Origin of the sequence: Candidatus Dechloromonas phosphoritropha (assembly GCA_016722705.1) — a bacterium.
GTDB classification, from domain to species: Bacteria; Pseudomonadota; Gammaproteobacteria; order Burkholderiales; family Rhodocyclaceae; genus Azonexus; species Azonexus phosphoritrophus.
In genome coordinates, this window is record JADKGN010000004.1 from 286,839 (window position 1) to 298,863 (window position 12,025).

Genomic DNA, 12,025 nt, shown 5'->3' on the forward strand with positions numbered 1-12,025 from the left:
TTCGCCGGGTTTCCCGGGACGCGGGAAGCCAGGTCGGCCCAGAAATTCCGGTTGGGCGCCGACGAACACCCAGGAGAACCTCGAACCTGTCGCTCAGCGGGTCATCCTCGCTGTTCTCAATGAACCGTCCAGGTCCGGTGATCATGCTCGACGGAAGCCGGGTAGCCTTGTTGGGGCATGGCGCTCAAGCCGCGGACAAATTCCGCCACTTTCGGGTCCCGAATGAGGTCGACCGCGGAATCCGCCTTCAGGAGATCCATCTCCCCCACCGGCCGGCTGACCACATAGCCCTGAACATGGTCGATGCCGGCCAACGCCAGCGCCTCCAGTGTCGGCAGGTCCTCGGCCCATTCGGCAATCGTCTGCATCCCGAAGTTGCCGGCCAGCTTGGCGATGGCCTCGATGATGCTCAGACTCGCCGGATGGCTGGCCGCATCGCGGACGAAGGAACCGTCGATCTTCAGCGCATCGGCAGGCAACTCCCGCAAATAGGAGAACGAGGTGTAGCCGGCGCCAAAATCATCGAGGGCGACGCGGATACCGAGCCGCCGCGCCTTTTCGAGGAAAGTGCGGGTGCTGCCGGTGTCGCGCAGCGCGACGCTTTCGGTCACTTCCAGGCAAAGCCGATCACGGGCGGCCGGTGCCTTGCTGAGCATCTCGAATGCCTCGCGGACAAACACCTCGTCGCTCAACGAAGCGCCGCTCAAGTTCATGCTGACGAAACGCGTCTTGCCCAGTCGCTCCTTGTTGCGCTCCAGCCACTCCAGCGTCGTCGCCAGCACCCAGCGGTCGATCAGCGTGATGCGCCCGCTGTTTTCGGCGGCAGAGATGATTTGCCCGGCCGGAACGATGCTGCCGTCCGGCTCGCGCATTCGCAGCAGCATCTCGAAATTGAGGGATTCGGTCGGCGCGCGCAGCGAAAGAATCGGCTGCATTTCAAGAAACAGCCCCTCGGGCGGACGATCCGCGGCAAAACGCCCGATCAACCCGAGTTCCCGCGTGTAATCGCGCAGGGCCTGCGAACCGGCTTCGAAGACATGAACGCCCGATCCCTTGGTCTTCGCCAGACGGCAGGCGCGGTCCACCGTCGAAATCGCCTCCTTGAGGGTCGTCGGTGCCAGCAATTCCACCAGTCCAACCGATACCCCGACACTGAAACCCTTCCCCTCTGACTCGAAACTCCGGCCCGAAACCGTGTCGACGATCTTATCGCAGATCACGCTTCCCTGGGCAACGGTGGTGTTCTCCATGACGATCAAAAACTCATCGCCGCCGACCCGCCCCAGACGATGATTCGTGATCGACCCGACCACCCGCTCGCAGATCTGCTTGAGGACATCGTCGCCCACCGTGTGCCCGAAGAGGTCGTTGATGAGCTTGAAACGGTCCATGTCGAGGTATGCCAGGGCCAGCGGCCGTTGCGGCGAGCTTCGTTCAAGAGCTGCGGTGGCGACCGCCTCGATGCCACGGCGGTTCAGAACCTTGGTGAGGGCATCGAATTCCGCAAGATGGCGGAGTTTCTGGGTGGCCTCGTGGCGTTCGGTTATGTCCTGCAGGGAACCTTCGATCCGCCCCCGGGCAACGGCGGCCTTCACCAGGAATCGGGGCGCCGAACCGTCGGCGTGCGGCTTGCCAGACACTTCGATTTCAACCGTTCCCGCCGTCCTCAGTGCCTGTTGCAGGGTCCGCCAGTATCCCTCGGCAAAGCAGTCGCCCCAGGAAGCACAGCCGTCCGCTCCTCCATGGCGATCCATCATCGTAACCAGCGCGGGGTTGGTCTTCAGGAAATTGCCATCGCCATCGAGCGTGAACAAGCCGACCGGAATCACGTCATAGGTATGCTGCAGTTCGGCCTGAGCCTCCAGGCGTCCCTGCTGTTCGCGCTTCATGTGCTCGGCGATGGCCACGGCAACCAGCAGGCTGGAAAACACCGCAGCGGTAATGCTGTTTACGCTGCCTGCCGCGGTCGTGACGCCCAGAGCGGCCGCCGCTATCTCGTAAACACTCGACGAGAGAATGATACCCAGCAGGACGGCATGGGCTGCGGCGTACCACATCGCCATCCAGGAATTCGTGAATCTGATTACCCGGTAGAGCAGGAAGCACAACAACGCGATGCCGATAATCGCGGCCACCCAGATGATCTGGAGGAACGTGTGATAGGGCAGCAGCAGTGCAGCGGTCATAAGCGGAAGCGGCGACCAGTGCGCGTAGCCGAGGACCCAGGACGTCCCGACCTGCTTCAGCTCACGCTTGAACATGCGCATGAAGACGGCAACAGTCAGTGTGTAGAAGGCCGCGATTGTCACGCTGCGGACTGTCCCCAACCAGTCGGCGGGAATGGACTGCTCAAGCAAATGGGCATCCCAGCCGGCCGATAGTGCCGCCATCCGCATGTTGGCGATCAGCCAGGCGGCAAACAGCACGATCAATCCGTCGCGATAGACAAAGGCAACCATCAGGGCAAAGGCGGCCAGTATCCCGACACTGCCATCGATCAGACCACTGTTGCGCTCGAACTTGCGCTGCGCGGTTTCGAGACCGGCCACATCCCAGCGCTGGATCGTCAGGCGCGCCGGACCGACCGACTCCACCCGGCACAGCACCTGGCCCTTGACCCCATCGAGACGGAATCCGCCCAGGGCCTGCCTGAGTTGACCGCTGCTCCGATCGCGGTCAGCTGCGCCCAGATGCTCGCGCGTCGCCGGATTCCAGCACTCGATCTGCCTTGCATGACGCGAGGGAAAGAAGATGGCTGGAGCGATTCCCGAAGCCGTGGCACCCACCTGGAACGCCATCCAGAAAGGTACTTCCGACAGCCGCGTTTCCACCTGGCTCGCCCGCGCCAAGGATTCCAGGGATCCCGATACCTGCGATTCCGACAAAATCCGGCTGTCGTCCCGCAGCACCTTGAATTCGACAGGATCGACTTCGCCGAACTCATAGACCGGTTCCCAGGCGATGAGAGCCCATACGGCAAGCACAACCGCGGCAAGGGGAATGACATAGAGCGCCAGCGAGCCAAGCAGGGCATCGCCGAGATCGCGAAGGCGAGCGATCGTCGGGGATAACGTCATCATGGCGCCGGAAATCGATGGGTTCTGGTTTTGCATCTCGCTTGTACCTTTTTCTCGGTGCAGGGAACATGCGCTGGCGCCTGAGTCATTTTGCACAACCTGGAAGCTCGTCAAGTTTGCCGTCGTTCTCCGAGGCCACCTGCCGAACATCACGCTTTGCACGACTCGCAACAGCCATTCCTGCTACACGCTCAAGGTACCGCGACGGCGACCCGATCAACTGCGGCCTTTTTCACACTTGTCCAGAATTAGAGCGCCAGCGGGGCATGGCAAGCCACGACTGATGCGGCGCACGACAATGCCGGCCCGAAGTGGCCGCTTGACAACGCCACTGCTGGGGAGCGCCCGGGAAGAAGCAGACGATCAGGCGGACCGGCGATCGGCCGCTCATCGGGCGAGTCGGTGGCTGGTTTTCGGCGCCGCCAGGCCGGGCGCGCCGGCAGCCTTGTGCCCCACGCGTTGTGGAACAACTTCCAGCCGGCAAGTCTGTCAGACTCGAATCAGGGAATTTTCCGCGAAATGGCGGACGCCCAAGCCGCTGATCGCGAGAGAGCGCGAAGGGTGAAAATTGCGCTGCCTTACCGACCCCGCATACGCACGAGATCCCGCGACAAGATCACATCAGGTATTCGGCACTGCGCAGTTCATACGCCTCGCGCTTGTCAACCAATCGCCGGCTGACCCTCTCTGGCAAACGGATGTCCGGGTGCACTGTCTGAAAAACATACAAGTAGAGCGGATGCTTGGCTGCAACCCAATTGCTGTGAGCATCCGGGACTGAAAAGGCCATCACACGATGCGGCATATTCCCGACGTGGTGCATGGGTACCAGTGTGCCACCGGGAAGGACATCCCGGAACAACAGGGCCTCGTAGAGCCGATCAAGCGGCTTGCGCGCCGTGATGACCATCCATTCGATGGCCTCTTCCATACAGTAAAGAAAGTAGGCCTTGTAAAGCGCTATTCTCACCATCCGACCGACCGCGTTCTGCTCGACGCCCAGACGGGTAGCCTCGGCCAGGCTTGTTCCCGCAAGCCACGAAGGCAAGCTGATCGATTCCTCGAGTTTCAGCGGGTTACCGGAATTGGTCTGGATGCGCATCGTCCCCAGTGGCGAACCGTCAAGCTTGGCCTCAGCGAGCAGCACGAGAGAGCCGTCGTCGTAATCTTCGGACTCCGGCGCCCGCAGGCTGGCGGCGAACTCGGGAATATGGCGAGCATAGGCACGGTGGCGGATATCGACCGCCTTGTGAAAATCCTCTTCGGTCACCGCGGGGCGAATGACGAAAGGCAGGAGTTCTTCGCGCAGCGAGGAATATTTTTGATTTGTCGTGTCCACGTCTTGCCGCTCAATCGAGTTGATGAAGTCCCACCACGGGAATTCGCGAGCATGACACGTAACGGTGCCGGTGACCCCTTCTGCTTCGCAAATCGCCCATTCAGCGCGCTTTGCTGTGGTTTTTTACCCAAAATATCCTGCCGGAAGTCGCCCCGCGCGCCGCCGGGGTACCGACTACTTCACCCACTGAAGCGCAATGCCGATGACGAACCCGGTCGTCCGTTGGCCAACACTCACTGCCATGGTTCGACGGAGAAAGGGGGAATCCAGTATCGCACTCGCAGATCTGTGCAAGTTTGCATTTGTTATCGGCGCTAGATTTCTGACATATACTGGAGAACGACCAATCGCACCGACTCATCAGCATTCTTAACCTATCGCTGGATACTACCGAGTGGTTTTGATAGGCTTTGTTCTTTCGTTGTGACGGGGCTGAGATTTCTCAATTTCTCATGAAGGCAAGATGTGTTCTCGCGATCACTTGGCAGCAAGTGATCTGTATATGCAAAATTAATAACAGGGGGTGTTATGGCGGAACAAAAACTCGGCAATCCAGCCGTAGTTGGATTGGCTGGCTTTGGTTTGACAACGATGCTGTTGCAATTTCATAACGTTGGCTGGATGGGTCTTGGCCCAGTGATATGGGTGGGAATATTTTTTGGTGGCATGGCGCAAATGATTGCCGGGCTGCAGGAGCTGAAGACCGGGAATAATTTCGGCTACTGCGCCTTCACTGGCTATGGTTGCTTCTGGATCTCATTGACCTTCCTGCTGATCGGCAACCACTACGACCTGTACACCTCCAGCAAGACGGACATCGGCTGGTTTCTTGTCGCCTGGACAGCCTTCACCGCGATCCTGTGGGTTGGCTCGATGCGTATCAGTAACGCGCTGGCGCTAACCTTTACGTTCCTCTTGATTGGTTTTATCCTGCTTGATCTGGCGCACTTTGGATTTCCCAATTTAACCGTTGTTGCCGGCTATGAACTCATGATCGCTGCTGCCGCTGCGTGGTACATCATGGCCCACCTCATCTACGCCGACGTCTTTGGACGCGATGTGCTCCCGGTTGGCAAACCATGGCTCAAAGCCTGACCAGCGACCATCAGCTAAAATGCAATCTCTAACTCGTCAAGCTATGACAGGGGAAATCAAAGTGATTAAATTTATCAAAGTCTTGTGCGCCACTATCGCCTGCGGCAGTCTCACCGGCACGCTTATGGCCGCCGGTAACGACGCCGCCACACCGGACGAAGTCGTCCTGAAAGTCCGCTCCGCCGCAAAGTACCTGAACGCCAAGGGGCCTTCCGGATTTTCAGCATTCAACAACACGACTGGGCCTTGGACCTGGAAGGATAGTTATGTGTTCGTCTTTGACTGTCGAAAAGACCGAATGATCGCCCATCCGTTCCGCCCCGATCTGGTGGGTAGACCGATCATGCAGATTCAGGACAACAGCGGCAAATTCATTTTCCAGGAACTCTGCAAAGCCGGTCGAAACCCCACTGGCGGGTGGGTTGAATATTCGTGGCCGAAGCTGGGGGCTGGTAATTTGTCGCGAAAATTATCGTATTCCCTGGCGGCGGATATTTCGTTCACTTCCGGCATTCAAGTCGGCGCTGGTATCTATGACGACAGCACAACACTCGCCGATTTGAACAAGCTACTGGAGCGGCAATTTAATCCGGCCAAGGTTCCGGCATTTTGATGTCTCAGGTGTCGCCAGGTTAGTGCTCAAACACCATTGAATCAACCAAGCCAGACGATCGTCATTTCCCCTCAGCGCCACCGACAAACCAAGTAGCAACTCGTAGATTGGCCTTCTGTTAACTCAACAGAAGGCCAATCTGTCGTTTGTCCCCGCAATTGCAAAACATCGCCGCTACGCTCCGCCATGGAGAAAAAATTGTTCCATTGGGGTCAGAGTCATTTCAGTTTTTTGATTTTCCAACCTTTTCCACCCGCCTCAAAGAACATCGCTTTTACCCCTTTTTTCCAGTCGACCGCGACAATCGCCTTTTGGCCGCTCCCATCAACGCCCCAAGCGTTGCGGCTCACCGCTTACCACATCAAGTCATCGGGAATATGGTAGGCGGCACAGGTCACGAATAGGATGCGCGTGGATCGGTCTGGATGAGCATACGGCCCTCCTGGAGAGTCATGGATTACAAATTCGTCGCATACCTGAGCCACCTACGATCTTCTTGCATGGTCTGCGCCTCGTGTATATCTTGCAAACGGCGGATCTTGCGCCTGGATGCAAACCACTGACGTCGGGAGACACAACTCGTCATGAAGGCAACACTAATCGATGCACAAGGCGCAAGCACGCCGCTGTCCGGCAATGATCTGGCTGCCAGCTTGCCGCAGTCGGGCTTTTTCTGGCTTGACATTGCGAGCGCCACGGCCGACGAATTCGCGGCACTGGCTGGCGCGCTGCAACTGGACGAAACGGCAAGCGCCTGGTTGTCGCGCTTCGGTCAGTCGTCGCGCTGCGAGATCAGCGCGCAGCAGATGCGTTTCTCGACCTGGGCGAACGGCGGCAAGCGGGGAGTCGTCGAGGCGCATCTGCTGTCTTCTCCCGCATGGCTCATCACCGTGTTTGATGGAGCGGTTTCCGGCCGGGACCGCTGGCACACGGGCTTCCGGCAAATCACCGACAGCATCGCCACACATCCGGACTACGCAATCGGGTTTGTACTCAATGAGCTGGTGACCGGCTTGTACCCGCGGCTGGAATGTGCCGACGAAATCCTCGACAAGCTGGAGGACGATATTTTCCTCAATCCCAAGCCCGAGCAACTGTTCGCCCTGGCCGACCTGCGCCGGGAACTTTCGTCTCTACATCGGCGGCTGGTACCCCTGTGCAACACGCTGAAGGCCCTGATCGCGACGGCCGGCGGAATCGGAATTGCCAGCGTCGGCATAAAGGCCACACCGTGGCTTCACACCTACAGCGAACGCCTGATCGATCTGGTGGAGCGGATCGACAGCTATCGTCAGCGTACCAGCGAAGCAATGGAGGGCTATGGCGCCAACCAGGCCAACCGGCAATCCGAGCAGATCAACCGCCTGACCGTGATTTCCTGGGTATTCCTGCCGCTCACCTTCCTCACGGGCTTCTTCGGCATGAACTTCAAATGGGCGGTCAATGGCCTTCTCGCGACAGAAGACGCGTTCATGCTGCTCGGCATCGGCTTACCCGTGCTGGCGCTGGTCCTGACCCTGCTGTTGTTCAAAAGTCTCGGTTGGGTCGGCGCGTGGCGGAGGAAGCAGCAGCAGGCGGCTGCGGTCAGCAGCCTCGTCTCAGGGGCAGCGAAAGCGCGCGGCGAGCGCCGCCGAGCGCGCTGAGCGTGCGGGCGGATGATTAACCCGGCAAGCCTGTGGACAGAGACCACGATGTTGTCTCACCTTATGTAATTTCTTGGCGCCACAGCCTCGTGCCGCTTGACGGTGTGCTAAACCGGTAGCTGGAACCCACGGCAGGCTCGGCCGTTGCAACGCCAGTGGATCGCTGGGTAGCAACCTGAAAACCGCAGTTAGCCGATTCGGTTTGCATGATTGGCGAGGAATTGACGAGACTAAGGTGGTCCGACACCGGCGAGGATTTTCTTGTGCCTTTGGGGTCAGAGTCATTTCAGTTTTTTGATTTTCCAATTTTTTTCAGTCGCCTCAAAGAACATCGTTTTTGCCTCTTTTTTCCGGTCGACCGCGACAATCGCCTTTTGGCTGCTCCCATCAACGCCCCGAGTGTTGCGGCTCGCCGCTTAGCACATCAAGTCATCGGGAATCGGGCAGGCGGCACAGGGATGGTTGGCCTGAACCGCCTCCGAGACACCAATCCGCCTGATCTTGTTGTCAAGAGTGACGTTGTAGGCGATATTGCTGGCGGCGTGCCCGGCGATCCATGCGCTCATCAAGCAGCCACTCTCGAACCCAACACCGCGAATGCGCAGCAGACCGAAGGATGGACTGTGGGTGGCATCCGGGGGTTTGCGCTCCCGAAACCAGGCCCGCCCCTTGCCCGTACGCGCGAATCAGCGAAGACCGGGGCTGCCCATCGTTCAGTGATAGACGATCTCGACGTTCTCCGACTGCAGCCAGCCGTTCAGGGCGTCGAGCAGCGTGTCGTCGAGGCGCACGCGCACGGCGTCGCCGAGCACTATTTCGCACTCGGCCGTTGCGTTGCGGTAGCTGACCCGCACCTGCGCCGGACCGGGTGCAAACGGCGTCAGCAGCGACTTCAGCTTGTGCGCGTCCGAGCCCCCGTTCATCCGCAGCAACAGGTGCCTGGCAAAGCGGGCGCGCGCCTCGCCGACGGTCATCAACTTTTCGGCGGTGACACGATTACCGCCGGAGAAATCGTCGTAACTGACCTTACCTTCGACGATCAGCACCTCGTCGATGACGATCTTGGCGCGCTCCGCCTCGAACAGCTCATTGAATACCGAAACCTCGAGCGTTGCCGTGCCGTCGTCGATCTGGACCAGGAGCATCTTTCCCCGGCGCGTCATCTGCGTGCGCACGCCGACCACGATACCGGCGAGCAGGGTTGGCTCCCTGGACGGTTCCATCTGCTTGAGCGAGCGCCGCACGAAGCGCGACAACTCCTGCTTGCGGGTGTTGAAGGGATGCCCGGAGAAGAAGAAGCCAAGCGCGGTCTTCTCCTGCATCAACTGCTCCCTTTCGCCCCAGGGCGGCACGGGTATGTATTGCGGAGCGTGTTCCTCGGCGGCCGGGCCGACATCGAACAGGCTGGTCTGCATCGAGTTGCGCTCGGCCTGCTCGGCGAAATCCATCGCCACGCCGACCGACGCGAGCAGTCGGTGGCGGTGGCCATCGATGCTGTCAAAGGCACCGGCCTTGATCAGCGCCTCGGTGGCGCGGCGGTTGACCATGCGCTTGTCGCAGCGCCGGCAGAAATCGAACAGATCCTTGAACGACCCGCCGCTTTCCCGTGCCTTGAGGATTTCATTGACCGCCTGCTCGCCGGTGCCCTTGACCGCCCCCAGGCCATAACGGATGGTGCCACGGTCGACCGGCTCAAAACGGTAATTCGAGACATTCACATCCGGCCCGAGCACCTTCAACTTGTTGGCGATGGTGTCCTCATAGAAGATCTTCACCGAGTCGGTGTTGTCCATGTCGGACGACAATGTTGCCGCCATGAAGGCCGCGCAATGGTGCGCCTTGAGCCAGGCGGTGTGGTAGGTGACGACGGCGTAGGCCGCGGTGTGCGACTTGTTGAAGCCATACTCGGCGAACTTGGTCATCAGATCGAACAATTGCTCAGCCAGCGCCGGGTTATAACCTTTCTCCTTGGCCCCGGCGGCGATGGTCGCCCGATGCTTGGCCATTTCCTCGGGCTTCTTCTTGCCCATAGCCCGGCGCAGCATGTCGGCGCCACCCAGCGTGTAGCCGCCGATGATCTGCGAGATCTGCATCACCTGTTCCTGGTACACGATGACGCCGTAGGTCGGCGACAGGCAGGCGGTCAGGTCGGGATGGAAATAGTCGATCTTTTGCTGGCCCTTCTTGCGTAGGATGAAGTCGTCCACCATCCCGGAACCGAGCGGGCCGGGACGATAGAGCGCGAGCACGGCGATGATGTCCTCGAAACGGTCGGGCTGCAGCTTTCTCAGCAGCTTCTTCATCCCCTCCGATTCGACCTGGAAGATTGCCGTCGTATTGGCCTCTTTCAATATCTGGTAGGCCGCCGGATCGGTGAAGCCGAGTGCCATCAGGTCGAGCCTTTCGCCGGTCATCCGGCGAACGTATTCGACGGCCAGCTCGATAATCGTCAGGTTGCGCAGGCCGAGGAAGTCGAACTTGACCAGACCGGCCTTTTCGACGTCGTCCTTGTCGAATTGCGAGACCGGCGACGCATCGCTGCCGGTGGCCTGATAGATCGGGCAGAAATCGGTGATCTTGCCCGGCGCGATCAGCACGCCGCCGGCATGCATGCCGACATTTCGAGTCAAATCTTCTAGTCGACCGGCGAGATCGAACAGTTCGCGGACCGACTCACCGTCGCGCTCGTCGCGCATCAGCTCCTTCAACGCCGGCTCCTGCTCCAGCGCCTCGGCCAGCGATACCGGCTTGTTCTGGACGATCGGGATCATTTTGGAAATACGATCGCACAACGAATACGGCAGGCCGAAGACGCGGCCGACGTCGCGAATCACCGCTTTCGACGACATGGTGCCGAAGGTGACGATCTGCGATACCGCCTGCGAACCGTAGCGCTGACGGACGTATTCGATGACCCGCCAGCGGTTGTCCTGGCAGAAGTCGATGTCGAAGTCGGGCATCGACACCCGCTCCGGGTTCAGGAAGCGCTCGAACAGCAGGGCGTAGGCCAGCGGGTCGAGGTCGGTGATGCGCAGGCTGTAGGCGACCAGCGAGCCGGCGCCGGAACCGCGGCCCGGGCCTACCGGCACAGTGTTACTCTTGGCCCAGTTGATGAAGTCGGCGACGATCAGGAAGTAGCCCGGGTAGCCCATCTGGATGATGGTCCTGCACTCGAAGGCGAGACGTTCGTCGTATTCAGGGCGGCGTTTCAGGCGCTCCTCCGGGTCGGGAAAAAGCTCGACCAAGCGTTTCTCCAGCCCGGCTCGCGCTTCGGCCACAAGGAAGTCATCGAGCGTCATTCCTGCCGGCGTCGGGAAATCGGGCAGGAAATTCTTGCCCAGCGTCAGCTCGATGTTGCAGCGGCGGGCAATTTCCAGAGAATTTTCCAGCGCCTCGGGCAGGTCCGCGAACAACTCGGCCATCTCGGCCTGGGTCTTGAAATACTGTTCCCCGGTATGGAGCCTCGGTCGACGCGTATCGCCCAGCACGTAGCCTTCGGCAATGCAGATCCGCGCCTCGTGAGCGCGGAAGTCGTCGCGGTTCATGAACTGAACGGGATGCGTGGCGACCAGCGGCAGACCGAGTTCGCCGGCGAGATCGGCGGTCTGCTGGACCACGGATTCCTGCTGCGGCTGCCCGTAGCGCTGCACTTCGAGATAGAAGGCGCCGGGGAAGATCGCCTCCCAGGCCTTCGCCCGTTCGCCGGCCTGGTCAAAGTTGCCGTTGATCAGGGCCTCGCCGATATCACCGCGATTTGCCCCGGAGAGCGCGATCAGGCCGTCGCTGCCGATTTCGTCAAACCATTCGCGGCGGATTTCCGCCCGGTCGCGCCGACCGTCGACCAGATAGGCCCGGCTCAGCAGCTCGCAAAGCTGCCGGTAGCCGTCCCGGTTGCGCACAAGCAGCAGCAGGCGGGAGACGTCGTCCGGCGCCTCGCGGTTGGCGATCCACACATCGGCCCCGGCAACCGGCTTGAGACCCTTGCCGCGGGCCGCAGTGTAGAACTTGACGAGACCGAACAGATTGCCGAGATCAGTCAGCGCCAGCGCCGGCATGCCGTCGGCCGCCGCCCGCTTGACGGCATCGCCGATGCGGACCATGCCATCGGTCACGGAATATTCGGAATGGAGGCGAAGGTGGACAAAACGCGGGGGAGTCATGAGCCGCATTTTAACGCGGCGCCGAACCCGCGCCGAAAAATCGTCCCCACGAAAACTGTCGCGGTGAACGGTCAAATTTCACCCGATTTGAAACATTT

At 60.1% G+C, this 12,025-nt stretch carries 7 protein-coding genes; 3 read left to right on the forward strand and 4 right to left on the reverse strand.

Annotated features, from left to right (window positions below):
• Nucleotides 1–116: 116 nt before the first annotated feature.
• Nucleotides 117–3,113: an EAL domain-containing protein gene (locus IPP03_07030; GenBank protein ID MBL0352404.1), complete on the reverse strand. Its 2,997-nt coding sequence runs from the start codon at nt 3,111–3,113 to the stop codon at nt 117–119.
• Between the two features lie 580 nt (nt 3,114–3,693).
• Nucleotides 3,694–4,416 carry a hypothetical protein gene (locus IPP03_07035; protein ID MBL0352405.1) on the reverse strand — a complete coding sequence of 241 codons (723 nt, stop codon included), beginning with the start codon at nt 4,414–4,416 and terminating at the stop codon, nt 3,694–3,696.
• Nucleotides 4,417–4,944: 528 nt separating this feature from the next.
• Between IPP03_07035 and IPP03_07040 the strand changes: the two genes are divergently transcribed.
• From IPP03_07040 to IPP03_07050, 3 genes are all read left to right on the forward strand, one after another.
• Nucleotides 4,945–5,511, forward strand: a complete 567-nt coding sequence (locus IPP03_07040) for an acetate uptake transporter (protein ID MBL0352406.1) — start codon at nt 4,945–4,947, stop codon at nt 5,509–5,511.
• A 43-nt stretch (nt 5,512–5,554) separates the two neighbouring features.
• A complete protein-coding gene (locus IPP03_07045) occupies nt 5,555–6,124 on the forward strand; it encodes a cache domain-containing protein (GenBank protein MBL0352407.1) in 570 nt (189 codons plus the stop codon).
• A gap of 584 nt (nt 6,125–6,708) precedes the next feature.
• A complete protein-coding gene (locus tag IPP03_07050; protein ID MBL0352408.1) occupies nt 6,709–7,767 on the forward strand; it encodes a hypothetical protein in 1,059 nt (352 codons plus the stop codon).
• Between the two features lie 416 nt (nt 7,768–8,183).
• Here the strand turns inward: IPP03_07050 and IPP03_07055 are convergent, their stop codons facing one another.
• Both IPP03_07055 and dnaE read right to left on the reverse strand, forming a co-directional pair.
• Nucleotides 8,184–8,333 carry a hypothetical protein gene (locus IPP03_07055; GenBank protein ID MBL0352409.1) on the reverse strand — a complete coding sequence of 50 codons (150 nt, stop codon included), beginning with the start codon at nt 8,331–8,333 and terminating at the stop codon, nt 8,184–8,186.
• 147 nt (nt 8,334–8,480) lie between these two features.
• Entirely contained in the window at nt 8,481–11,927 is a 3,447-nt protein-coding gene (dnaE, locus tag IPP03_07060; GenBank protein MBL0352410.1) for a DNA polymerase III subunit alpha, read from the reverse strand.
• Nucleotides 11,928–12,025: the final 98 nt, after the last annotated feature.

What these genes read in the sequence shown, in the direction of transcription:
- IPP03_07030 (MBL0352404.1), bottom strand. Translation starts at nt 3,113, where the DNA reads ATGCAAAACCAGAACCCATCGATTTCCGGCGCCATGATGACGTTATCC.
- IPP03_07040 (MBL0352406.1), top strand. Translation starts at nt 4,945, where the DNA reads ATGGCGGAACAAAAACTCGGCAATCCAGCCGTAGTTGGATTGGCTGGC.
- IPP03_07045 (MBL0352407.1), top strand. Translation starts at nt 5,555, where the DNA reads ATGACAGGGGAAATCAAAGTGATTAAATTTATCAAAGTCTTGTGCGCC.
- IPP03_07050 (MBL0352408.1), top strand. Translation starts at nt 6,709, where the DNA reads ATGAAGGCAACACTAATCGATGCACAAGGCGCAAGCACGCCGCTGTCC.
- IPP03_07055 (MBL0352409.1), bottom strand. Translation starts at nt 8,333, where the DNA reads ATGAGCGCATGGATCGCCGGGCACGCCGCCAGCAATATCGCCTACAAC.
- dnaE (MBL0352410.1), bottom strand. Translation starts at nt 11,927, where the DNA reads ATGACTCCCCCGCGTTTTGTCCACCTTCGCCTCCATTCCGAATATTCC.